Raw genomic sequence first — 23,720 nt, forward strand, 5'->3', positions numbered from 1 at the left:
CGTCGAGGCGCGACTGCAGATCATCGCGCTCACCGACCAGCGCATCGCGGGCCTGCGTCAGCGCAGTGATCGACTGCGAGCGCTCGTCCGCCAGCGCATTGATCCGCGCCAGCTCGGCTTCCAGATCGGCGCGTGCCTGCTCGGTCTGCGCTGCCGTGGCGGTCACGCCGTCGAGGCGCGACTGCAGATCATCGCGCTCACCGACCAGCGCATCGCGGGCCTGCGTCAGCGCAGTGATCGACTGCGAGCGCTCGTCCGCCAGCGTGCTGGTCCGCGCCAGCTCGGCTTCCAGTGCAGCACGCGCCTGCTCGGTCTGCGCTGCCGTGGCGGTCATGCCGTCGAGACGCGACTGCACTTCGCCCAGCTCGTCGCTGTGCCGCTGGGATGCAAGCAGCGCGGCGGCGGCCGCCGAAGCCGCCGCGGCCATCGCACCCTGGCGCTCGCCGGAGAGCGTTTCCTCGGTGGAGCTCAGGCGCGACTGCAGATCATCACGCTCACCGACCAGCGCATCGCGGGCCTGCGTCAGCGCGGTGATCGACTGCGAGCGCTCGTCCGCCAGCACGCTGATCCGCGCCAGCTCGGCTTCCAGTGCAGCACGCGCCTGCTCGGTCTGCGCTGCCGTGGCGGTCATGCCGTCAAGGCGCGACTGCAGATCGTCGCGCTCTCCGACCAGCGCATCGCGGGCCTGCGTCAGCGCAGTGATCGACTGCGAGCGCTCGTCCGCCAGCGCGTTGATCCGCGCCAGCTCGGCTTCCAGTGCAGCACGCGCCTGCTCGGTCTGCGCTGCCGTGGCGGTCATGCCGTCGAGGCGCGACTGCACTTCGCCCAGCTCGTCGCTGTGCCGCTGGGATGCGAGCAGCGCGGCAGCAGCAGCCGAAGCCGCCGCGGCCATCGCGCCCTGGCGCTCGCCGGAGAGCGTTTCCTCGGTGGAGCTCAGGCGCGACTGCAGATCGTCGCGCTCGCCGACCAGCGCGTCGCGGGCCTGCGTCAGCGCGGCGATCGACTGCGAGCGCTCGTCCGCCAGCGCCTTGATCCGCGCCAGCTCGGCTTCCAGATCGGCGCGCGCCTGCTCGGTCTGCGCTGCCGTGGCGGTCATGCCGTCGAGACGCGACTGCACTTCGCCCAGCTCGTCGCTGTGCTGCTGCGACGCGAGCAGCGCGGCGGCAGCCGCCGAAGCCGCCGCGGCCATCGCTCCCTGGCGCTCGCCAGAGAGCGTTTCCTCGGTGGAGCTCAGGCGCGACTGCAGATCGTCGCGCTCACCGGCCAGCGCATCGCGGGCCTGCGTCAGCGCAGCGATCGACTGCGAGCGCTCGTCCGCCAGCGCGCTGATCCGCGCCAGCTCGGCTTCCAGATCGGCGCGCGCCTGCTCGGTCTGCGCTGCCGTGGCAATACTGGCGTCGAGGCGCGACTGCAGATCGTCGCGCTCACCGACCAGCGCATCGCGGGCCTGCGTCAGCGCGGCGATCGACTGCGAGCGCTCGTCCGCCAGTGCGTTGATCCGCGCCAGCTCGGCTTCCAGTGCAGCACGCGCCTGCTCGGTCTGCGCTGCCGTGGCGGTCATGCCGTCGAGACGCGACTGCACTTCGCCCAGCTCGTCGCTGTGCCGCTGGGATGCAAGCAGCGCGGCGGCAGCCGCCGATGCCGCCGCGGCCATCGCACCCTGGCGCTCGCCGGAGAGCGTTTCCTCGGTGGAGCTCAGGCGCGACTGCAGATCGTCACGCTCACCGGCCAGCGCATCGCGTGCCTGCGTCAGCGCGGCGATCGACTGCGCACGCTCGTCCGCCAGTGCGCTGATCCGTGCCAGCTCGGCTTCCAGATCGGCGGCACGGGTCTGCAACGCCGCCCGGTCGGTCTCGAGCGCGCTGATCGATTCCCCTTGCCGGGTGTTGAGCGCCTGGGACTCGGCCAGATCGCCGCGGGTCTGCAGCAAGGTGCCGTAGGCCTCGCGGGCCAGGGCGGCGTACTCGGCCCGCTCGGCCTCGCGCAGGCTGCCGAGCTCCTGGTGCTGCGCCTGCAGCGCGCGGTGCTCGTCGTCGAGCTGCGCGTGGCGGGCACCCAGCGCGGACAGCGTCGCCTGGTGCTCGTCGCGCATCTGGCGCGTCGTCGCCAGCTCGGCCTGCTCGCTCTCCAGCCGCGAGGCCAGCTGCGCCCGCTGGGCCGCGCTGTCCTCGGTCTCGGCGCGCAGCGCGTCGCGCTCGGCCTGCAGCGTCGCCAGCGAGGTCGACAGGGTGTCGGCACGGAGCTGCTCGTCGGCATGCCGGGCCTGCAGCTCCGCCATGCGCTGCTCGTGCGCGCGCTGCCGGCAGGGTTTCCACAGCGCAAGGCCCAGACCGACGCCGGCCAGGCAGGCCAGCAGGAGGTACAGCCACAGTTGGCTCAGCAGATACATGATGGCGGTCTCCGCTCAGACGAAGAAGGAGGGACGAAAGGAACGGCTTCAGGCCGCACGAGGACGGGCCGCAGCCCGCCCGGCAGCCCCGGTCACGGAGCCTTGTCGTGCGCCAGATGGAACTCAATGCGCCGGTTGCGCTCGTGGGCCTCGGGGCTGTCGCCCGGATCCAGCGGCCTCGTCTCGCCGAAGCCCTGCGCCTGCAGCCGCGAGCGCGGCACGCCCGAATGCACCAGCGCCTCGACCACCGTCTCGGCACGGCGCTGCGACAGCCGCTGGTTGAAGTCGGCGCCGCCCTGGGTGTCGGTGTGACCCTCGATGCGGATGTGCGCCTGCGGGCAGCGCGTCGCGAGCTGGTGCAGTTCGCGCAGCACCGGCTCGCTGGCCGGATCGAGCTCGGCCGACGCGACGCGGAAGCGGATCTGCTGGCGCTCGACCACCCGGGCCATCGCGACCTGGCAGTCCTCGACGCTCAGCGGCGCCGAGGCACGGGCCGCGGGCGCGGCAGGCAGGTCGGCGGCAGCGGAGGCCCGCGGCGCCGGCACGGCCGGCAGTTCGATCGACGGCGCGGTCTGCGCATCCTCGATCCGCGCGAAGACGCCCGGCACGCCCATCATCGGCAGCAGCAGCGTGTTGGCTGCCGCACCGGCCGCCGCCCGCTGCGCCAGCGAAGGCGCCTCGCCCACCAGCCGGCCGACCTCGTCGTCGATCTTCAGCCGGGCCCAGGGAAAACCGGCCGCCTCGAGCAGCCGGGCCGCATCGGCCTCGGTGCGGGTGCGCACCTCGTCCGCCTTGGACTGGCCGGTGCCGACCAGCGTCCAGGCCAGCAGGCCCAGCCCCGCCAGTCCGAGCAGCGTGCACAACGGACAGTTCAGCCATCGCCGGGTCATCGCACGGATCCCTTCATGTCTGCAGGATGCTGCGTGCCGACCCCGGTGACTCACCGGCCGGGCCAGGCACTGATCACGACCGTGATCAGTGGTACTTTAGCGTTTATCGTGCAATATTTAACAGTCCGTCGGTATGGTCGACGGCTCGACCCCGGACCTGATCCGTCGCACGGGCACCACACCGCGCAGCGCGTTGCACAGCGCCAGCGCCTCGGCACGCGCGAGGTCGGCGGGGTGCAGCACCCGTTCCTGCAGCGCCCAGGCCGGATCGGCCATCAGCGCCGCGCGCATCACGCCGGGCAGCGCGCCGGCGGCCACCGGCGGCGTCCACCAGCGGCCGTCGAGGCGCAGCAGCAGCGTGCTGCGCGCGCCCTCGGTCAGCTCGCCGCGCGCATTGACGAAGGCGCGATCGAAGGCGCCCAGCGCCTCGGCCTCGCGGATCGCCGCGTCGTAGGTGGCGCGCAGCGAGGTCTTGTGCGCCAGCAGCGCCGCCTCGGCCGCCGGCAATGCCGGGCCGGGCGGCAGCAGGCCGAGCGGCCCGTCGGGCAGCGGCGCCAGCACGCCGTGGCGGATCTGCCAGCCGCCGTCGCGCGACAGGTCCAGCCGCAGCCGATGCACGAGCTCGCCCGCCAGCGAGCGGGCCTGCGCCAGCACCGCCGCCTGCAGCGCCTCCGGGTCGAAGGCGAAGCCCAGCGCCTGAGCGCTGGCGCCCAGCCGCGCCAGATGCGCCGCCAGGCGCAGCGGCTGGCCCGCCTCGACGCGGATCGTCTCGAACAGCGTGAAGCCCGGATCGGGCCGGGTGGCGAAGCGCGACTTCAGCCGCCACTCGGCCGCCTCGTCCTCGGCCACCGAATCGAGCACGATGCCGCCGCCCACGCCCAGCCGGACCGGGCGCAGGCCGGCCTCGGCAGGCGCTCCCAGCTCCAGCGTGCGGATCGCCACCGACAGCGCGAAGTCGCCCAGCCGCCGGTCGCTGCCCGGCGCGGGCGCCTCGACCCAGCCGATCGCGCCGGTGTAGAGCCCGCGCGGCGAGGATTCGAGCGACTCGATCAGCTGCATCGTGCGGTGCTTGGGCGCGCCGGTGATCGAGCCGCAGGGAAAGAGCGCGCGCAGCACCGCCGGCAGATCGACGCCGGGCGCCGGCTCGGCCTCGACGGTGGAGGTCATCTGGAAGACGGTGCGGTAGGGCTCGACCCGGAACAGCGCCGGCACCTTCACGCTGCCGGTGCGGGCGATGCGGCCGAGATCGTTGCGCAGCAGGTCCACGATCATCAGGTTCTCGGCGCGGTTCTTGATGTCGGCGGCCAGCCAGGCGGCGGCGGCGGCATCGGCCTGCGCATCGTCGGGGCGGCGCGCGGCGGTGCCCTTCATCGGCCGCGCCTCCAGCCGGCCCGCCTCGTGGCGCACGAAGAGCTCGGGCGAGCATGACAGCACCCAGCGATCGCCGGGCAGCGCCAGCAGCGCGCCGAAGGGCACCGGCTGCAGCGCACGCAGCCGCCGGTACAGCGCCAGCGGCGTGCCGACGGCCTGGCCGCGCAGGCGCAGCGTGTGGTTGACCTGGTAGGTCTCGCCGGCGCGGATCAGCGCGTGGATGCGCGCGATCGCGGCGGCATAGGTATCCGCATCGTCGTCGGGCTGCGGCGCCAGCACCGCGGCCGGCGCGGGCTCGGCGCGGCCCTCGGCCTCGGCCAGCCAGGCGGTCACGCCCTCGGCGTCGAGCCGCTGCAGCCGCGAGAACATCAGCAGCCGCAGCGCGCCCGGCGCCTGCTCGCTCCAGCCGCCGGGCGTGCCGGCGCCGGCCAGCCGCACGCCCCATTCGTAGTCGGCCAGCAGCAGCGCGTGCGCCCCGGCGGCGATCTGCGCCTGCGCACCGGCCCAGACCGCCTCGAGCGTGGCCGGATCGTCGCAGCGCCACTCGCCGAGCCAGCCGCTCAGCAGCCGGCTGCGCGCCGCGCCTGCGGGCGCATCAGCCTCGTCGAGCAGCGCGAAGACGGCGGAATGGTCGGAAGACGGGACAGGATCGGCAGGCAGGAACACGGTCGTGTACTGGAAACGGGACAGGCAACGGGACGGGCGGGCGCAGCGGCACAGGCACGCCACGGACTCACGCACGCATCATGCCCGGCCAAGAAAAACGCCGCCGGGCGCAAGCCGGGCGGCGTCAGGACGGAGACGTCCCCGAAGGGACGTCGGCTCGGCGGATCAGCCGCGCGCCACTTCGGTCTCGAAGGGCAGCTGCAGCGAGGCCAGGTCGCGGCGGGTCTCGACCAGGATCAGCGGACCCTCGTCGACCAGCACAACCGGACGCGGCTCGCGCGGCACATGGACCGGCTTCGGTTCGGCGGCGATCGCCTCCTGGACCACGCGGACCTTGTCCGGATCGGAGTTGATCCATTCCAGGCCGGCCTCGCGGGCCACCTCGGCCAGCGCATCGATCTGCAGCACATAAGGCTGCGGCGCGACCTCGACCGCCACCGGCGCGGCCGCCGGCGACACGACCTCGGCCACGGCCGGCGCCACCGGCTCGACCACCGGCGCGGCCTCGACCGGCGCCTCGGCGACCGCGGTCAGCGGTGCGGACTCGGCCACGACCGGCTCGAGCGCGGCGACAGGCGCCTCGGCCTGCGGCACCGCCGCGGCTTCGGCCGTCCCGGCGCCCTCGACGGCAGCGTCCGCGCCCTCGTCGCGGCGACCGCCACGACGGCGGCGACGGCGGCCGTCCTCGCGGGCGGCTCCGTCCTCGCGGGCCTCGTCGGCGACCGCCGGAGCGGCATCGACACCCGCAGCCTCGTCCGGGGCGGCGACGTTCAGGCCTTCGGCGCCCGTGTCCTCGCCGGCACCGGCCTCGAGCGGACGCTCGTCGCGGTCACGGCGATTGCGGCCACCGCGGCGGCGGCGGCGGTTCTCGCGGTCACCCGCGCCGGCCTCGTCGGACTCGAAGGCCTGCGGCTGGGTGTCGGCAAAGGCCGGCGCCTGCAGCGCAGCCTCGTCGGCCGGCACCGCGACCTCGGGCGCCGGGCGGCGCTCGCCACGCGGCGGACGGTCGCCGCGCGGCGGGCGATCGCCCTGGCGCTCGGCGCGCTCGCCGCGGTCGGCACGTTCACCGCGCTCGCCACGTTCGCCGCGTTCGCCATTGCGGCCACCGCGACGCTCGCCGTTGCGGCCGCCACGACGCTCGCCGCGTTCGCCACGGGCCTCGCCGGCCACCACAGCGGCCGGCTGCGCCGCCGTTTCCGCCGCCTCGGGCTGGGCGACGGCAGCCGCCGCCGGCTGGGCCGCGGCCGACACCGGCACCGGGGCCGGCGCGATGCCGAACAGGCGCTTCATCCAGCCGAAGAAGCCGGTGGCCGGTGCCGGCGCGGGCGCCGGCGGCACGACCGGAGCGGGTGCAGCGACCGGCGCGGCGACCACCGGAGCCGGTGCGACCGGGGCCTCGGCCACCGGCTCGGGCTTCGGTGCGGCGACAGGCGCGGGCTGGTCGGGCAGCACGCCCTTGATCACCGGCTCCTGCTTCGGCTTGGCCTGCTGCTTCTCGCGGCGGGTGAAACCGACCTCCTCCGGCGGCTCCTCGATCATCGAGTAGCTGGCCTTCAGGTTCTCCAGGCGCGCATCGTCATGGCGCAGGCGCTCGAGCTTGTAGTTCGGCGTGTCGAGGTGCTTGTTGGGCACCAGCAGCACGGTGACGCGCTGCTTGAGCTCGATCTTGGTGATCTCGGTGCGCTTCTCGTTGAGCAGGAAGCTGGCGACCTCGACCGGCACCTGGACGTGCACGGCGGCCGTGCCCTCCTTCATCGACTCCTCCTGGATGATGCGCAGCGTCTGCAGCGCGGAGGACTCGGTGTCGCGGATGTGGCCGGTGCCGTTGCAGCGCGGGCAGGTGATGTGGCTGCCTTCGCTCAGCGCCGGGCGCAGGCGCTGGCGGCTCATCTCCAGCAGGCCGAACTTCGAGATCGACGAGAACTGCACGCGGGCGCGGTCATGGCGCAGCGCGTCGCGCAGGCGCTGCTCGACCTCGCGGCGGTTCTTCGACTCCTCCATGTCGATGAAGTCGACCACCAGCAGGCCGCCCAGGTCGCGCAGGCGGGCCTGGCGGGCGATCTCGTCGGCGGCCTCGAGGTTGGTGCGGGTCGCGGTCTCCTCGATGTCGCCGCCGCGGGTGGCGCGCGCCGAGTTGACGTCGATCGACACCAGCGCCTCGGTGTGGTCGATCACGATCGCGCCGCCCGAGGGCAGGTGCACCGTGCGGCTGAAGGCCGTCTCGATCTGGTGCTCGATCTGGAAGCGGCTGAACAGCGGCGCGTCGTCGCGGTAGCGCTTCACGCGGCTGGCCGTCTCGGGCATGACGTGCAGCATGAACTGCCGCGCCTGCTCGTAGATGTCGTCGGTGTCGATCAGGATCTCGCCGATGTCGGCGGTGAAGTAGTCGCGGATCGCGCGGATCACCAGCGACGACTCCTGATAGATCAGGAAGGCGCCCCGCCCGCCCTTGGCCGCGTCGTCGATCGCGGTCCAGAGCTTGAGCATGTAGTTCAGGTCCCACTGCAGCTCGGCGGCGGAACGGCCGATGCCGGCGGTGCGGGCGATCAGCGACATGCCCTTCGGGTACTCGAGCTGCTCGAGGTTCTCCTTCAGCTCCTCGCGGTCCTCGCCCTCGATGCGACGGCTGACGCCGCCGCCGCGCGGGTTGTTGGGCATCAGCACGAGGTAGCGGCCGGCCAGGCTCACGAAGGTGGTCAGCGCCGCGCCCTTGTTGCCGCGCTCTTCCTTCTCGACCTGGACCAGCAGCTCCTGGCCTTCCTTGATCACGTCCTGGATGCGCGCCGAGCGGACCTCGACGCCGTCCTTGAAGTACTGGCGCGAGATTTCCTTGAACGGCAGGAAGCCGTGGCGGTCCTCGCCGTAGTCGACGAAGCAGGCCTCCAGCGAGGGCTCGACGCGGGTGACGACGGCCTTGTAGATGTTGCCCTTGCGCTGCTCGCGCCCTTCGATCTCGGTCTCGAAGTCGATCAGCTTCTGGCCGTCAACGATCGCCAGGCGCCGCTCTTCCGGCTGCGTGGCATTGATCAGCATGCGTTTCACGTTTTCTCCTCATGCTCGCTTCATCATCAAGAGACGCACGAGTCCGCGTGAAAGGAGCCGGGAAGGAATCGCCCTGGACTGCGCGGCAGGCACCGGTCTTGCGACGGGTGGATCAGCTGCGCGGCGTTGGCGCGTGCGTGGACGGGAGGGATGCCGGGTCGGGTCGCAGCAGGCCGGCGCCGTGATGCCGGGCGGACCGGCAGGGCACGGGGCCGCCATCCGACGCGTCCGCGACAGCGGACGGCTCCGGCCGCGGACGCTGCACGCCGGCGGTCGGGTCGGGAAACGGCAAGCGGCACTTCTGCTTCATGCGACGGCGGCGTCCGTTCGTCGGACGCAGGCGGCAGCGGCGACAGGCCGGACGGACGCGTCGTCATGCGAGAGTTCTGACGACCCGCGCCGGCCATCGCTGCTGCTGCCGGAAAAACCTTGTGTCGGGGCTCTTTCAGCGTGGTCTCTGGCGCCCGCCGCGCCGGCCCGCGCACTCACCTTGGGAATGCGCACCACCGACGAAACAGGCACTGCATCAGCGTTGCGTTCGTGCCGGGCATGCAGCATGCCGCGAGACGACCGCGACCACCTTGCGCCGGAGGCTGCTTCTCAGTGCCCGGTAAACTCAGGCAAATCAAACACTTACAGCGCCAACGTGGTCCAACGCATTATAGGGGCAAAGCCCGGCCGGCCCGACTCTGGAAAAGACCCGGCAAAAGGCCCGGCCAGGGCGTCTTCTGGAACCGCCTCCAGCCCAGGCACCGCGACGGTGCGCCATCTCGTCGTCGACGAGGGCAGCGCCGGCCAGCGGCTCGACAACTTCCTGCTGCGCGAGCTCAAGGGCGCGCCGAAGACGCTCGTCTACCGGATCATCCGCAGCGGCGAGGTGCGCATCAACAAGGGCCGGGCGAGCGCGGAGTCGCGGCTGCAGGTGGGCGACCAGGTGCGGGTGCCGCCGCTGCGCCTGAGCGAGCCCGACGCGCAGGCCGCGGCGGCGGTGCCGGCGCGCGAGTTCCCGGTGCTGTTCGAGGACGATCACCTGCTGGTGGTCGACAAGCCGGCGGGCGTGGCGGTGCACGGCGGTTCGGGCGTGAGCTTCGGCGTCATCGAGCAGCTGCGCCGTGCGCGGCCCGAGGCGAAGTTCCTTGAACTCGTGCACCGGCTCGACAAGGAGACCTCCGGCCTGCTGCTGATCGCCAAGAAGCGCAGCGCGCTGACCGCGCTGCAGGACCAGTTCCGCCAGCGCGAGACCGGCAAGACCTACTCGGCGCTGGTCATCGGCGCCTGGCCGGCGGCGCGCAAGGTCGTCGACGTGGCGCTGCACAAGTACCTCGACGCCGCCGGCGAGCGCCGGGTGCGCGCGGTCGGCGCCGACCATGCCGACGGGCGGCGCTCGATTTCGCTGGTGCGCATCGTGAAGTCCTGGGCCGGCTACACGCTGCTGGACGTGACGATCAAGACCGGGCGCACGCACCAGATCCGCGTGCACCTGCAGAACGAGGGCCACCCGATCGTCGGCGACGACAAGTACGGCGACTTCGCGCTGAACAAGGCGCTGGCGCGCGGCGAGGCGGTGCCGGGCCTGCGCTTCGAGCGCATGTTCCTGCACGCGCGCCGGCTCGCCTTCGACCACCCGGCCAGCGGCGAGCGCATCGAGCTCGCCGCACCGCTGCCTCAGGACTGTGTCACGCTGCTGTCCCGGCTGCCGCCGCTGACCGCGGCCCCTTCCACCGACACCCCCGCCACGCCATGAGCTCCTCCACCCTGCGCCCCCGCCGCTATGACCTGATCGTCTTCGACTGGGACGGCACGCTGTTCGACTCGACCGCGCTGATCGTGCGTGCGATCCAGGCCGCCTGCCGCGACCTGGGCGCGCCGGTGCCCAGCGACGAGGCCGCCGCCCATGTGATCGGCCTGGGCCTGCATGACGCGCTGCAGCATGCGGTGCCGGGCCTGTCGCCCGAGCTCTATCCGGAGCTCGGCCGGCGCTATCGCCAGCACTATTTCGCCAGCCACGACCAGGTCACGCTGTTCGCGGGCGTGCCGGAGCTGCTGGCCAGCCTGCGCGAGCGCAACCACTGGCTGGCGGTGGCCACCGGCAAGAACCGCCACGGCCTGGACGAGGCGCTGCGCATCAGCGGCCTGGCCGACCGCTTCGACGCCACCCGCACCGCCGACGAGACCCGCTCCAAGCCGCATCCGCAGATGCTGCAGGAGCTGATGCGCGAGTTCGGCACCGATCCGGAGCGCACGCTGATGATCGGCGACACCACGCACGACCTGCAGCTCGCCGCCAACGCCGGCACCGACGCGGTGGCCGTGGCCTACGGCGCGCACCCGCCCGAGCAGCTCGGCGACCTGCGGCCGCTGACGATCGCGCATTCGGTGGCCGAGCTGCACGACTGGCTGGCCCGCCATGGCTGAGGCGCCCGCCCCGCTGCCGCTGTGCGCCTCCGACGCGCTGGTCGAGCGCGGCCTGGCGCATGTCTTCGATCTGCTGGAACACGGCCGGCCGGCGCGCGGCTTCGTGCTGCGCTTCGATGGCCGCGTGGTCGCCTACCTGAACCAGTGCGCGCATGTGCCGGCCGAGATGGACTGGCAGCCCGGCCATTTCCTCGATGACGAGCAGCGCTGGATCCTGTGCTCGATCCATGGCGCGGCCTACGAGCCGGCCAGCGGCCTGTGCGTGGGCGGGCCGTGCCGGGGCCGCCGCCTCAGGCCCATCCGCGTCGAGGAGCGCGACGGGCAGGTGTATTGGTATCCTTCGGACACACTGAAGCCCGCCTGTCCATGACGCCCCCGAACGACGACGCCTCCGCCCCGTCCGACCCGACGGTCCCGAACCCCGACAGCACCGCCGCCGCGGCGCCACCGCCTCCGATCGGTCGCGGCAGCTTCGACCATGTGATGGAGCAGTTCGCGCGCGACTACCTGCGCGACCGCCGCAGCAGCCGGCGCTGGAACCTGTTCTTCCGCTTCGGCTGGCTGGCGCTGGGCGTGTTCGCCGCATGGAGCGTCTACCGCGACAACCACAGCAGCAGCACGCCGACCGGCCCGCACACCGCGCTGGTCGAGCTGCGCGGCGAGATCGCCGCCGAGGGCCAGGCCAGCGCCGAGGTGCTGCTGTCGGGCCTGAAGAGCGCCTTCGAGGACGCCGGCGCGCAGGGCGTGATCCTGCGCATCAACTCGCCCGGCGGCAGCCCGGTGCAGTCGGGCATCGTCTTCGACGAGCTGCGCCGGCTGAAGGAGAAGCACCACAAGAAGGTCTACGCGGTCGTCGAGGAGAGTGCCGCCTCCGGCGCCTACTACATCGCCGCGGCCGCCGACGAGATCTACGTCGACAAGGCCTCGATCGTCGGCTCGATCGGCGTGCTGATGGACGGCTTCGGCTTCGACAAGGTGATGCAGAAGGTCGGCGTCGAGCGCCGGCTGCTGACCGCCGGCGAGAACAAGGGCATGCTCGACCCCTACTCGCCGCTGAGCGAGAAGCAGCGCGGCTACGCGCAGGCCATGCTCGACCAGATCCACCGCCAGTTCATCGACAGCGTGCGCACCGGCCGCGGCAAGCGCCTGAAGGAGACGCCGGAGACCTTCTCGGGCCTGTTCTGGAACGGCGAGGAGGCGGTGAAGATGGGCCTGGCCGACGGCCTGGGCAACCTCGACTACGTGGCCCGAGAGGTCATCAAGGCCGAGGAAGTCATCGACTACACGCCCAAGGAGAACGTCGCCGAGCGGCTGGCCAAGCGCTTCGGCGCGGCCCTCGGCGAGGGCGCGGTGCGCGCCCTGGGCCGGCTGCCGGCGCTGCGCTGACTCAGCAGTCTTCCAGCGCCAGCAGCTCGGCCACCGTCTGGCGGCGGCGGATCAGCCGGGCCCGGCCGGCGTCGACCAGCACCTCGGGGATCAGCGGGCGGCTGTTGTAGTTGCTCGACATCGACGCGCCGTAGGCGCCGCCGTTGTGGAACACCATCAGGTCGCCGACCTGCACCGCCGGCAGCTCGCGGGTCAGCACCACGCCGCCCTCGCCCTGCGTGAAGACGTCGCCCGACTCGCACAGCGGGCCGGCGACGACGCAGGGCAGGCGGGGCGCGTCCGCCGGCGCGTCCAGCACGCTGATCGCGTGATGGCTGCCGTACATCGACGGCCGCATCAGGTCGTTGAAGCCGGCGTCCACCAGCACGAAGCGGTTCGCGCCCATCGCCTTGGTCGCGCGCACCTCGGCCAGCAGCAGGCCGGACTCGGCCACCAGGTAGCGGCCCGGCTCCAGCTCGAGGTGGACCGGGTGGCCCAGGTGCGCGGCGATGCGCTGGCGCGCCGCGTCCCACAGGCCGAAATAGTGCGCGGTGTCGATGCGCGGCTCGCCGTCGCGGTAGGGCACCGACAGGCCGCCGCCGGCCGAGATCGCCTCCAGGTCCGCACCGCTGCGGGTCACCAGATCGACCATCGCCTCGCAGACCTGCTCGAGGTGGCCGTAGTCCACGCCCGAGCCGATGTGCATGTGCAGGCCCACCAGGCGCAGGCCGTGCGTGCGGATCGCCGCCAGCGCCAGCGGCAGGTCGGCATGCCAGATGCCGTGCTTGCTGTGCTCGCCGCCGGTGTTGGTCTTGTTGCTGTGGCCGTGGCCGAAGCCAGGGTTGATGCGCAGCCAGACCGGGTGGCCCGCGGCCACCGCGCCGAGCTGGTGCAGCATGTCGACCGAGCCGGCGTTGACCGGCACCCCCAGCTCCACCACCCGCGCCAGCGTCGCGCGGTCGAACAGGTCGGCGGTGAAGACGATCTCCGAGGGCTGGCCCGGCGTGCAGCCCGGCTGGAAGCCGGCGCGCAGCGCGCGCTCGATCTCGCCCAGCGAGACCGCGTCCACCTTCACGCCCTGCTCGCGCATCAGGCGCAGCACATGGGTGTTGGAATTGGCCTTCTGCGCGAAGCGCACGGTGTCGAAGGCGCGCAGATCGTCGATGCGGCGGCGGATCATCGCCGCGTCGTAGACCCACACCGGGGTGCCGTGGTCTTGGGCGATCTGGCGCAGCAGCGCCGGGGACAGGTCAGTGCTCATCGGAATCGCGCGCCAGGCGCGCAAGGGCATCGGGATGCGCGATGCTGAGGCGGCCGACCGATTCAATCCAGTGCTTTCTTGTCAGTCAGCCATTCATTTCGGATATGAGCCGGCCACGGCGCTATGCTGGATGGCATATGCCCGCACAGCTCAGCCACCGCCTGATCGAGGTCTTCGACGCAGTGATGCGCACCGGCCACCTGACGCGCGCGGCCGAGCGCCTGCACACCTCCCAGCCCACCGTCAGCCGCGACATCGCGCGGCTGGAGCAGGTGCTGGGCATGGAGCTGTTCGAGCGGGTGCGCGGGCGGCTGCGACCGACCGCACGCGCGCTGGCGCTGCACCAGGAGGTGGCGCGCTCCTTCATCGGCCTGGAGCGCATCGAGGCCAGCGCGCTGTCGCTGCGCGACTTCGCGGAAGGCCGGCTGGAGCTGGCCTGCCTGCCGGCGCTGGCCGAGGCGCTGCTGCCGGCGGCGACGCGGCACTTCCTGGCGCGGCAGCCGCAGGCCGGCCTGTCGGTGACGCCGCTGGAGTCGCCCTGGCTGGAGCAGGCGCTGTCCGACCAGCGCCATGACCTCGGCCTGGTCGAGCGCCGCGACGCGCCGGCGCAGACCACCGTGGAGCCGCTGCTGAGCGTCGACGAGGTCGTCGTGCTGCCGGCCGGCCACCGCCTGCTGGCGCACCGGCGCCTCGCGCCCGCCGACCTGGCCGGCGAGACCTTCATCAGCTTCGCGCCGACCGACCCCTACCGGCAGCAGGTCGACGCGATGTTCGCCGCCCAGGGCGTGCCGCGCCGCCTCGCGCTCGACACCGGCAGCGCCGCGGCGGTCTGCGCGCTGGTGCGCCAGGGGCTGGGCGTGGCGATCGTCAACCCCTTGAGCGCGCTCGACCGCGCCGGCCCCGACCTGCACCTGCGGCCGCTGACGCTGTCCATTCCCTTCCAGGTCGGCCTGGTGCGACCGGCGCTGCGCAGCGCGCATCCGCTGCTGGACGCCTGCCGCGAAGCGCTGCAGCAGGCCTGTGCGGAGCAGCTCGAACGGCTGGCAGCGCTGCACGCACTGGAGGAACACCCGCGCAAATCGCCGGGACAGGCGGCGCACCGCGCCGCAGAATGAGCCCCCTTCCCTTCGACCCCTGCAGGAGACCCCATGAAAGGCGACGCCAAGGTCATCGAATACCTCAACGCCCAGCTGCGCAACGAGCTGACCGCGATCAACCAGTACTTCCTGCATGCCCGCATGCTGAAGAACTGGGGCCTGGCCAGGATGGCCAAGCATGAGTATGAAGAGTCGATCGAGGAGATGAAGCACGCCGACAAGCTGATCGAGCGCATCCTGATGCTCGAGGGCCTGCCGAACCTGCAGGATCTGGGCAAGCTCTACATCGGCGAGAACGCCGCCGAGGTGCTCGAGTGCGACCTGAAGATCGAGACGGGCTCGCACCCGCTGCTCAAGGAGGCCATCGCCCACTGCGAGAGCGTGCGCGACTATGTCTCGCGCGACGTGCTGCTCGGGATTCTCGACGACACCGAGGAGCACATCGACCACATCGAGACCGAGCTGGGCCTGATCCAGCAGATGGGCCTGCAGAACTGGCTGCAGACCCAGGCCGGCGGCGCCAGCTGAGCGGGCCCGGCCATCCCCCCGGACTCCGTGGGGGATGGCACGCATTGATTGAGAAACGTTCTCATTGGCAGTAGCATGCAGGCATGATCATCTGCCTGTGCCAACGCGTCTCCGACCGCGACATCCGCGCCGCGGTCCAGTCCGGAACCCTGAGCTTCGACCTGCTGCAGGACGAGACCGGCGTGTCGACCCGCTGCGGTCGCTGCCGGGACTGTGCGCGCCAGATCTTCGACGGCGCCCTGACCGAACAGGGCGCCAGATGCACCTCAACGGTGCACGCAGCGATCAACTCACCAGCAGCCCTCGGCGCTCGATGAAGTCGATGACCTCCGACAGGCCCTCGCGGGTCTTGAGGTTGGTCATCACGAAGGGCCTGGTCGGCCGCATGCGCACCGTGTCGGAGCGCATGATGTCCAGGTCAGCACCGACATGGGGCGCCAGGTCGGTCTTGTTGATCACGAACAGGTCGCTCTTCGTGATGCCCGGGCCGCCCTTGCGCGGGATCTTCTCGCCCGCGGCCACGTCGATCACGTAGATCGTCAGGTCCGAGAGTTCCGGACTGAAGGTCGCGGCCAGGTTGTCGCCGCCCGACTCGATGAACACGATGTCGGCGTCGGGAAACTTCTCCAGCATCCGATCGACCGCCTCGAGGTTGATCGAGGCGTCCTCGCGGATCGCGGTGTGCGGGCAGCCGCCCGTCTCGACGCCCATGATGCGCTCCGGATCCAGCGCGCCGGCCACCGTCAGCAGGCGCTGGTCTTCCTTCGTGTAGATGTCGTTGGTGACGACGACGAGGTCCCAGCGCTCGCGCATCGTCTTGCACAGCATCTCGACCAGCGTGGTCTTGCCGGAGCCGACCGGCCCGCCGACGCCGACCCGCAGCGGCGGGAGCTTCTTGGTGCGACCGGGAATGGAATGGAGGGAGCTGCTCATGGTGGGGAGGCGATGAAGATCTTGGAAAGTCCGGAATCAGGTCGATCCGGCGGCCGCCGGACCGGCAGCCTCATGCAAGACATGGGCCCTGTCCGCCAGCCCGACCGGCCTCATGAAAAAAATTCTCCCGAAACACTTGCGCGACGTTCAAGTCCTCGTCATAATTCAAGTCTGTCGGCGCTTTAGCTCAGTCGGTTAGAGCGATGGAATCATAATCCACAGGTCCGCGGTTCGAGTCCGTGAAGCGCCACCAAACAAGAAGCCCCTGATGCGAAAGCATCAGGGGCTTTTCATTTTCACACTCTGCCGAACAAAAAGCCGTACCGGGTATCTCTGTTGTCGGGATCGTCAGGCGCCCTGCCTGACTAGAGTCAGGCGTGTTCTTCCGACAGCCCTGTCCGTCCATGCCCACGCTGCACCCGAATGACCGCCCGATGCTGATCGCGACCGCCGTCGTGATGGCCGGAGCCCTGATCTACGCCACGATCCATGACTCGCTGCCGCTGGTGCTGGGCATCGGCGGCGTGCTGATGGCGCTGGCCGTCGGCGCGGCGCTGGCTTCGCAGGGCCGGCTGGGCAGCCGCACGGCGCTGCCGGCGCTGGGCATGGCGATGGTCGCGCTGCTGATCCATGCGGCCCGCGGCCAGACCGAGGCGCACTTCGCCGTCTTCGCCTTCCTGGCCGTCACGATGGTCTATCGGCACTGGCTGCCGATCGTGGTCGGCGCCGCTGCCATCGCGGTGCATCACCTGAGCTTCAACTACATGCAGGAGTGGGGCTGGGGGCCGGTGTGCTTCACCGCGCCCGGCCTGGGCATCGTGATCGAGCATGCGCTGTTCGTCGTGGCCGAGGCGGGCATCCTGATCCTGCTGGCGCAGCGCGCGCGTGCCGACTTCCGCACCGCCGAGCGCCTGGTCGAGATCACCGAGATGCTGCTCGACCAGAGCGGCCACATCGATCTGGCGGTGGCGCACCGGGCCCCGGCCGGCGACCCCACGACCGCCCGGCTGATCGAGGCCCTGCAGCGCATCGAGCAGTCGATCCGCCAGGTGCGCAGCAGCGCGGTCCAGGTCGACTCGGCCTCGCGCGAGATCGCCAGCGGCAACACCGACCTGTCGGTGCGCACCGAGAAGACCGCCAGCCACCTGCAGAACACCGCCAGCTCCATGGAACAGCTCACCGGCACGGTGCAGCACACCGCGACCGCCGCGCGCGAGGCCAGCACGCTGGCGCGCTCCGCCGCCGAGGTCGCCTCGCGCGGCGGTCAGGTGGTCACCGAGGTCGTCTCCACGATGCAGGAGATCGAGGCCAGCTCGCGCAAGATCGCCGACATCATCGGCGTCATCAACGGCATCGCCTTCCAGACCAACATCCTGGCGCTGAATGCGGCGGTCGAGGCCGCGCGCGCCGGCGAGCAGGGCCGCGGCTTCGCGGTGGTCGCCGGCGAGGTGCGCAGCCTGGCGCAGCGCAGCGCCACCGCCGCCACCGAGATCCGCCAGCTCATCGGCAGCAGCGTCGACAAGGTCGGCGACGGCACCCGGCTGGTCAGCCAGGCCGGCCGCACGATGGACGAGATCGTCGCCAGCGTGCAGCGCGTCAGCCAGATGATCGAGCAGATCAGCGCCGCCGCCGACGAGCAGAGCAGCGGCATCGGCATGATGCACGGCGCGGTGCACGAGCTCGACGGCATGACGCAGCAGAACGCCGCGCTGGTCGAGGAAAGCGCGGCGGCCGCCACCAGCCTGAGCCAGGAGGCACGCCAGCTGCTCGACGCGGTCGAGGTCTTCCGCCTGGCCGACGAGGCGCGCTCAAGCCGGCTGATGCCGGCCTGAGCGGCCCGCCGCTGCCGTCAGCGCCCGCTGCGGTAGGGCTCCTCGAAGTCGAGGAAGTCCTGCTCGGCCAGCGCGTCGGCCACCCAGGCCGCCACGCCGGGCGCCGCCCACAGCCGCTCGATCCAGGCCGCCACCGGCGCGCTGACCGGCAGACCGTAGGTGAGGATGCGTCCGGCCACCGGCGCGAAATAGGCGTCGGGAATCGAGAAGGCGCCGAACAGGAAGGGACCGCCGCTCAGCGCCAGCGCCTGTTCCCACAGCGCGATCAGCCGGGCCAGGTCGGCGCGCACATCCGCCCGCTCGGCCATCAGCCGCGCGCCGACCTCCGGCAGACGAGCCTCGAGGCTCTGCGGGCAGTGCGAACGCAGCGCGCCGAAGCCCGAGTGCATCTCCGCACACATCGCGCGCGCCAGCGCCCGTCGGCGGGCATCGTGCGGCCACAGCGCCTTCTCCGGGTGGCGCTCGGCCAGGAATTCGGCGATCGCCAGCGTGTCCCAGACCGCCAGGCCGTCGTCATCGACCAGCACCGGCACCTTGCCGGTGGGCGAGACGCCCTGCAGCGCCGTCTTGAAGGCCGAGCCGGCGTCGAAGCTGTCGAAGCGCACCATCACCTCCTCGAAGTCGATGCCGCACTGCCTCATCAGCACCCACGGGCGCATCGACCAGGACGAATAGTTCTTGTTGCCGATGTAGAGCTTCATCATCACCTCCAGGTCCGGGGCGTCCGGGAAGGACGCGTGCCTGCATCCTAGTCGGGAGCGCCGGCGGCATGCATGAGGAAGCCGCATCGTCGCGATGCATGCCGGACATCCGTGCCGCCACCTCCGGGCAGGCCGCGCGGCCGGTCAGTCGGGCAGCACCTCGGCCTCGGGATCGGCGATGTCGCCGACGGCGCGGCGCGTCAGCGCCGCCTGCGCCAGCACCCAGTCGCAGAAGGCCTGGACCTCCGGCCGGCGCACGGCTCGCGCGCCTCCCAGCGGCACCAGCCAGTAGCACGGCGAGGCCCACAGTCGCCCCTGCACGCCGAAGGGCTCGACCAGATCGCCGCGCTCGACGACATCGTGGACCATCGCCAGCCGCGCCAGCGCCACGCCCTGGCCCGCCAGCGCCGCCTGCACCTGCTGGTGCGTGTAGTTGACGCTGATCCAGCGCCGCGGCGCGAGCTGCCCCAGGCCCTGCGCGGCCAGCCACACCGGCCAGCAGGTCGCCAGCGAGCCCGGCAGGCCGTCGTCCATCTCCAGCAGCGTGTGGTCGGTCAGGTCGGCGGGCCGGCGCAGCGGCGGCGCGCTGCCGCGTTCGATCGCGTCGGCCAGGCGCGCGCCGATCACCGGCGTCAGCAGCTCGCCGAACAGCCGGACCGCGCCGTCGGGCGCCTTGCTGGCATCGCAGTGGCGCAGCGCGACATCGAGCTCGGCATCATCGGTCTCGATCATCCGGTCGGTCGCGGCGATGCGGATGTCGGCCAGCGGGTGATCGCGCTCGAAGTCGGGCAGGCGCGGCATCAGCCACAGCGAGGCGAAGGACGGGAAGGTGGTGACGCTGACCATCGCGCGGCTGCGGCTCAGGCGGATCTGGCGCACGCTGGCATCGATGCGCGCCAGCGCCGGCTCGACCGCGCGCAGCAGCGTCTGGCCCGCGCCGGTCAGCTCGACGCGGCGGGTCGCGCGCAGGAACAGCGGCGCGCCCAGCTCCTCCTCCAGGCCCTTGATCTGGCGGCTGATCGCCGGCTGCGTCAGGTTCAGCTCCTCGGCCGCGGCGCTGAAGCTCAGCAGGCGCGCCACCGCCTCGAAGGTGCGCAGGCAGTCGAGCGGCAGCGGGCGGCGGGGCAGTCGATTCATGACGCCATGTTATCAATCGATGCCTTCGATTTCATCCCGCGACCCGCCTCGAGACCGGACACTGTCGCCACTGTCAACCCGAGAAGGTCCCGATGCGGGACCGGCCGCCTGGGAGAACGAGATGGAAATCGAGCATGTCGCCGCCGCCTGCCGGGCCCGCGTCAGCCGCGACGGCTGGCTGGCCGTGGCCGACGCCCCGGTGTGGATCACCCGCGATGGCGATCCGCACGACCATGTGCTGCAGCCCGGCGACCTGCTGCCGCTGCACGAGGGCGACCGGCTGGTCATCGAGCCGTGGCAGGCCGACCGGGCCGCCCGGCTGACCTTCGTCAGCAGCCGCGCCGAGGCCCCGCTCGACCCGCTGCAGGCGCTGGCGGTGCTGGCCGAGCTGCTGGCCGCCGGCCTCGAGCAGGCCGCCCGCGCGGCACGCAAGATGGCCGACCGGGTCCGGCCTTATCCGGTGATGCGTCACGGACGGGCTCCCTAGACTCGGGCGCACCCTCCACCCCGCGCCGCCCGCGCGGCCCGGCCCATGGATGCTCTCGGTCCCCTGCCCGCGCTGCTGCCCGTCCGCCGCACGCCGTCGTCGGACGCTTCGCCCGACGAACGCCACCCTCCCGGCTCGATGCCTGAGCCCCCCGTCCGGCGCCATCTGCCGCAGCAGGCGCTGCTCGACGCGCTGGACGCCCGCGACACGCCGCCCGGCCGTGCGCCCGGCCCTTCGGCCGCGCCCGCCCGACCGGTCGACGCACTGCCGGTGCCGGCCGCCGTGCTGCTGCAGTCCCGCCCGGATCCGGCGCTGCCGACCTACGGCCGGCCTCAGCGGCCGGGCGCGCGTGCGCCGGGCGCGCCGCCCGAACCCCGTTCAGGCACCGGCTCCGGCCCGCGCCCGGACGACCCTGCACCCGGCGAGGCGCCGCCTTCGGCCCCGATGCCCTGGAGCGATCCGGGCGAACCGACGCTCCGCCCCGCCCCGCAGGCCCTGCTGGCCGACCGGCTGGCACGGCTGATCGTGCAGGACGCGCCCGCCCGCCTGCCACGGCGCCCCGAGCCGGCACCGCCGGACACCCCGCCCCCGATCCCGCACGCGCCGGCAGCGGCCGCGCTGCCGCTGCCGGCCGGGCTCGGCCGCATGCTCGCCCGCCTGGAACATGCGTTCGGCCATGCCCATGCCGCGCTGCAGCAGGCCCGGCAGGCACTCGTCCGCGATCCGCAGCACCGCGAGGCGGCGGTCGAGCTGGCCGGCTGGCTGACCGAGGCCGGCCATCCGGGCGAGGCGCTCGCCCTGCTCGACGCGACGGATCCGTCACCCGCGCCCCGGGCGCCACGCTGGCACCTGGCCCGGGCCGCCGCCTGGCAGCGCCTGCAGCGGCCGCAGGAAGCCGCTCGCGAGGCCTCGGCCGCGCTGGCGCTGGCCGGCGCCGACCCGTCGTCCCGCCACGAGGCGCTGCACCAGCTCGGCCAGGCCCTGGCCCGCCAGGGCGAGCACCTCGAGGCAGCCTGGTGCCACCGCACGCGACGCGACGAGAACCCGCGCGACGCCGGGGCCGCGCTGGCCGCGGCCGCCTCGGCCGCCGCAGAGGCCGACTGGCCGGCGCTGGCCCAGGACCAGGCGCGGCTGGAGCAGGCGCTGGCCCAGCCGCTGCCGCTGCAGCCGGACCTGCGCACGCTGCCCGATCCGGCGCTGCTGGCGGCCTTCACCGACGACCCGGCCCGGCTGCGCCAGGCCGCCGAGCAGGCGGTGCGCGCCCGGCTCGGCCAGCACGTCGAACGGGCGCGCGCGCGTCGACGCGCCGCCCGGCCGGCCGGAGCACGGCTGCGCCTGGGCGTGCTGATCGGCACCCCGCCGGAACGCGAGGCGCCGCCCTGGCCGATCGTCGAGATGCTGCTCGCGCTCGATCCGGCCCGCTTCGAGCTCTTTGCCTATGTCGACCGCCCCGACACCGGCGAGGCCCCGCTGCAGCGCCTGCGCGAGCGCGCCGGGCGCTGGCACGACTGTCTCGAGCAGGACGAGCAGGAGCTGGCGCTGACGATCGGCGCCGACGCGCTCGACCTGCTGGCGGTGCTCGACGCCCGAGCCGACGCCCGCCGGCTGCCGACGCTGGCCCGCCATCCCGCGCCGCTGCAGATCGCCTGGGCCGACGGCGCCGGCAGCACCGGCGCCGCCTTCATCGACTACCTCGTCGGCGATCCGGAGCGCACGCCGCTGGACCGCGCGGCCGACCATGTCGAGGCGATCGCGCAGATGCCGCGGCGCCATCGCCCGTCGGCCCCGCCCTCGCCGCCCCCGGTCCCGCCCGACGAGCCGATCGTGCCGCCGGGCCGTGCCGACTGCGGCCTGCCCGAGCGGGCGATGGTCTATGCCTGCTTCGCGCGGCCTGGCGCGATCCTGCCCGAGCAGTTCGCCGCCTGGTGCCGCATCCTGGCCGACACCGACGGCGCGGTGCTGTGGCTGCGCGGCGCCGCCCCGGCGGTGCGCCGGCGGCTGCAGGACGCGGCCGCCTCGCGCGGCATCGACCCGCGCCGCCTGGTCTTCGCGCCCGAGCTCGACGCCGCGCGCCATGCCGCGCGGCTGCCGCTGGCCGATCTGGTGCTCGACACCTTTCCCGACAGCGGCGAGCGCCGCTGCCTCGAGGCGCTGCAGCGCGGCGTGCCGGTGCTGACCCGGCGCGGGCGCAGCACCGGCTCGCGCCGGGCGGCCGCGCTGCTGCAGGCCGTCGGCCTGCCCGAGCTGGTCTGCGACGGGCCGGAGCGGCTGCACATCGAGGCGGTGCGGCTCGGCCGCGATGCCGCCCGGCGTGCGGCGCTGCGCGAGCAGCTGCACCAGCGCCTGCAGGCCGATCCGCTGCACGACCCCGCCGGCCTGGCGCGCGACTTCGCCGCGCTGGTGCGCCGGATGATCGACCGGCTCGACGCCGGTCTGCCCCCGATGCCGCTGGCCGCGCTGCCAGCCCCCTGAACCGACCGGACCCGCCATGCGACCGAAACCCGCCCGCCTCTACCGCATCGCCCTGGTGATGATCGTCCGCGACGAGGCCGCCGGCCTGAAGCGCACGCTCGACAGCGTGCGCCGCCACGTCGACCGGATGGTCGTGCTCGACACCGGCTCGAGCGACCGCACCCGCGAGATCGCCCGCGCCGCCGGCGCCCGGGTCGCCGACTTCGCCTGGTGCGACGACTTCGCCGCGGCGCGCAACGCCGCGCTCGACCTGGCCGGCGCCGACTGGCATCTGGTGCTCGACGGCGACGAGTGGCTCGACGACGGCGCGCCGGTGCTGGCGGCGCTGCGCACCTGCAAGCCCGACTTCGTCGGCGCGCTGCGCATCGACAGCCGCCATGCGCTCGAGGGCGGCGAGCCCGGCGGCGAGGCTCTCGCCTCGAGCTGGATCAGCCGGCTGCTGCCCGGCACGGTGCGCTACCGCGGCCGGGTCCACGAGCAGCCGCAGCACGCCCTGCCGGTGCGCCGGCTGCCGGTGACGATCGGCCACAGCGGCTACCTGCCCGAGGCGCTGGCGCGCAAGGCCGACCGCAACGCGCGGCTGCTGCAGCGCGAGATCGCCGACCGGCCCGACGACGCCTACCTCTGGTACCAGCTCGGCAAGGACCATGACGTGCACGGCCGTGCGGCCGCCGCGCTCGACTGCTTCGCGCGCGCCGAGGCGCTGCAGCCCTGCGGCCCGGAGGCGCCGGGCTGGACCCACGACCTCAGCGTGCGCCGGCTGCACGCGCTGAAATGCGCCGGCCGCCATGCCGAGGGCATCGAGCAGGCCTCGGCGCAGATGGCGCTGTGGGCCGACTCGCCCGACTTCTTCTTCGCGCTCGGCGACCTGATGCTCGACTGGGCCGCACGCGAGCCGCGCCGCGCCGGCGAGCTGCTGCCGATGATCGAGGGCGCCTGGACGCGCTGCCTGGAGATCGGCGAGCGCCCGGAGCTCGACGGCGCGGTGCACGGCCGCGGCGGCGAGCTGGCCCGGCACAACCTGGAGCTGCTGCACTCGCTGCGCGTCGAGCTCTCGCGCCCCGAGGAATTAGCCCCGTCTTGTCCGGGCTGATCGGGCGGATGGCGCGGGCCCGGGCTGCCTAGACTGGCCGG

General features: G+C 72.8%; 19 protein-coding genes and 1 tRNA gene. 12 read left to right on the forward strand and 8 right to left on the reverse strand.

All coding sequences use genetic code 11. The annotated features are described in order from the left end of the window. The 4 genes from HNQ01_RS15690 to HNQ01_RS15705 all read right to left on the reverse strand — a co-directional run. Positions 1 to 2,389: coiled-coil domain-containing protein (locus tag HNQ01_RS15690; RefSeq protein ID WP_173806363.1), on the reverse strand; the 2,389-nt coding region annotated here is incomplete at its 3' end. Between the two features lie 92 nt (positions 2,390 to 2,481). Then, positions 2,482 to 3,279, reverse strand: a complete 798-nt coding sequence (locus tag HNQ01_RS15695) for an OmpA family protein (RefSeq protein ID WP_173806364.1) — start codon at positions 3,277 to 3,279, stop codon at positions 2,482 to 2,484. A 117-nt stretch (positions 3,280 to 3,396) separates the two neighbouring features. After that, the gene (locus HNQ01_RS15700) at positions 3,397 to 5,316 is read right to left on the reverse strand and encodes a bifunctional chorismate-binding protein/class IV aminotransferase (protein WP_353621718.1); all 1,920 of its coding nucleotides are present in this window, start codon (positions 5,314 to 5,316) and stop codon (positions 3,397 to 3,399) included. Between the two features lie 165 nt (positions 5,317 to 5,481). Beyond that, a complete protein-coding gene (locus HNQ01_RS15705) occupies positions 5,482 to 8,349 on the reverse strand; it encodes an Rne/Rng family ribonuclease (RefSeq protein ID WP_217427576.1) in 2,868 nt (955 codons plus the stop codon). A 769-nt stretch (positions 8,350 to 9,118) separates the two neighbouring features. On the opposite strand from HNQ01_RS15705, the gene HNQ01_RS15710 reads away from it, so the two are divergent. From HNQ01_RS15710 to HNQ01_RS15725, 4 genes are read left to right on the forward strand one after another with little or no spacing between them, the layout of a single operon-like run. Continuing rightward, complete coding sequence (locus HNQ01_RS15710; RefSeq protein ID WP_173806366.1) at positions 9,119 to 10,102, forward strand: RluA family pseudouridine synthase; 984 nt, start codon at positions 9,119 to 9,121, stop codon at positions 10,100 to 10,102. After that, entirely contained in the window at positions 10,099 to 10,773 is a 675-nt protein-coding gene (locus HNQ01_RS15715) for an HAD family hydrolase (protein WP_173806367.1), read from the forward strand. The genes HNQ01_RS15710 and HNQ01_RS15715 overlap by 4 nt, the downstream gene beginning before the upstream one ends. After that, positions 10,766 to 11,143 (forward strand): Rieske (2Fe-2S) protein, encoded by a 378-nt coding sequence (locus HNQ01_RS15720; RefSeq protein ID WP_173806368.1) that lies wholly within the window; start codon positions 10,766 to 10,768, stop codon positions 11,141 to 11,143. Before HNQ01_RS15715 ends, HNQ01_RS15720 begins: the two co-directional genes overlap by 8 nt. After that, positions 11,140 to 12,159, forward strand: coding sequence for a S49 family peptidase (locus tag HNQ01_RS15725; protein ID WP_173806369.1), 1,020 nt, complete (start codon positions 11,140 to 11,142; stop codon positions 12,157 to 12,159). Before HNQ01_RS15720 ends, HNQ01_RS15725 begins: the two co-directional genes overlap by 4 nt. Position 12,160: 1 nt before the next feature. Here HNQ01_RS15725 and lysA read toward each other — a convergent pair whose 3' ends face one another. After that, positions 12,161 to 13,399: a diaminopimelate decarboxylase gene (gene lysA, locus HNQ01_RS15730; RefSeq protein WP_173806370.1), complete on the reverse strand. Its 1,239-nt coding sequence runs from the start codon at positions 13,397 to 13,399 to the stop codon at positions 12,161 to 12,163. Positions 13,400 to 13,536: 137 nt separating this feature from the next. Between lysA and HNQ01_RS15735 the strand changes: the two genes are divergently transcribed. The 3 genes from HNQ01_RS15735 (at position 13,537) to HNQ01_RS15745 (ending at position 15,341) form a co-directional block, all read left to right on the forward strand. Next, on the forward strand, positions 13,537 to 14,514 hold the full coding sequence (locus HNQ01_RS15735; RefSeq protein ID WP_173806371.1) for a LysR family transcriptional regulator: 978 nt from the start codon (positions 13,537 to 13,539) through the stop codon (positions 14,512 to 14,514). Between the two features lie 33 nt (positions 14,515 to 14,547). Then, entirely contained in the window at positions 14,548 to 15,024 is a 477-nt protein-coding gene (gene bfr, locus HNQ01_RS15740) for a bacterioferritin (protein WP_173806372.1), read from the forward strand. Between the two features lie 83 nt (positions 15,025 to 15,107). Then, positions 15,108 to 15,341, forward strand: a complete 234-nt coding sequence (locus HNQ01_RS15745) for a (2Fe-2S)-binding protein (protein ID WP_173806373.1) — start codon at positions 15,108 to 15,110, stop codon at positions 15,339 to 15,341. Here the strand turns inward: HNQ01_RS15745 and ureG are convergent. Further along, complete coding sequence (ureG, locus tag HNQ01_RS15750) at positions 15,310 to 15,957, reverse strand: urease accessory protein UreG (RefSeq protein WP_173806374.1); 648 nt, start codon at positions 15,955 to 15,957, stop codon at positions 15,310 to 15,312. The two genes, HNQ01_RS15745 and ureG, sit on opposite strands and share 32 nt — an antisense overlap. 176 nt (positions 15,958 to 16,133) lie before the next feature. On the opposite strand from ureG, the gene HNQ01_RS15755 reads away from it, so the two are divergent. Both HNQ01_RS15755 and HNQ01_RS15760 read left to right on the forward strand, forming a co-directional pair. Next, positions 16,134 to 16,210, forward strand: a tRNA-Met gene (locus tag HNQ01_RS15755). Positions 16,211 to 16,391: 181 nt separating this feature from the next. Beyond that, on the forward strand, positions 16,392 to 17,789 hold the full coding sequence (locus HNQ01_RS15760; RefSeq protein ID WP_286180876.1) for a methyl-accepting chemotaxis protein: 1,398 nt from the start codon (positions 16,392 to 16,394) through the stop codon (positions 17,787 to 17,789). 17 nt (positions 17,790 to 17,806) lie between these two features. Here HNQ01_RS15760 and HNQ01_RS15765 read toward each other — a convergent pair whose 3' ends face one another. Both HNQ01_RS15765 and HNQ01_RS15770 read right to left on the reverse strand, forming a co-directional pair. After that, positions 17,807 to 18,493 (reverse strand): glutathione S-transferase family protein, encoded by a 687-nt coding sequence (locus tag HNQ01_RS15765; protein WP_173806376.1) that lies wholly within the window; start codon positions 18,491 to 18,493, stop codon positions 17,807 to 17,809. Positions 18,494 to 18,634: 141 nt separating this feature from the next. After that, positions 18,635 to 19,627 (reverse strand): LysR family transcriptional regulator, encoded by a 993-nt coding sequence (locus tag HNQ01_RS15770; RefSeq protein WP_173806377.1) that lies wholly within the window; start codon positions 19,625 to 19,627, stop codon positions 18,635 to 18,637. Positions 19,628 to 19,748: 121 nt separating this feature from the next. Between HNQ01_RS15770 and HNQ01_RS15775 the strand changes: the two genes are divergently transcribed. The 3 genes from HNQ01_RS15775 (at position 19,749) to HNQ01_RS15785 (ending at position 23,679) form a co-directional block, all read left to right on the forward strand. Continuing rightward, a complete protein-coding gene (locus tag HNQ01_RS15775; protein ID WP_173806378.1) occupies positions 19,749 to 20,114 on the forward strand; it encodes a DUF2917 domain-containing protein in 366 nt (121 codons plus the stop codon). A gap of 138 nt (positions 20,115 to 20,252) precedes the next feature. Then, positions 20,253 to 22,586, forward strand: a complete 2,334-nt coding sequence (locus tag HNQ01_RS15780; protein WP_173806379.1) for an O-linked N-acetylglucosamine transferase family protein — start codon at positions 20,253 to 20,255, stop codon at positions 22,584 to 22,586. Positions 22,587 to 22,602: 16 nt separating this feature from the next. Further along, the gene (locus HNQ01_RS15785) at positions 22,603 to 23,679 is read left to right on the forward strand and encodes a glycosyltransferase family 2 protein (protein WP_173806380.1); all 1,077 of its coding nucleotides are present in this window, start codon (positions 22,603 to 22,605) and stop codon (positions 23,677 to 23,679) included. The last annotated feature ends 41 nt before the right edge of the window (positions 23,680 to 23,720 follow it).

It is taken from the genome of Sphaerotilus uruguayifluvii, assembly GCF_013294065.1.
GTDB lineage: Bacteria > Pseudomonadota > Gammaproteobacteria > Burkholderiales > Burkholderiaceae_C > Sphaerotilus > Sphaerotilus uruguayifluvii.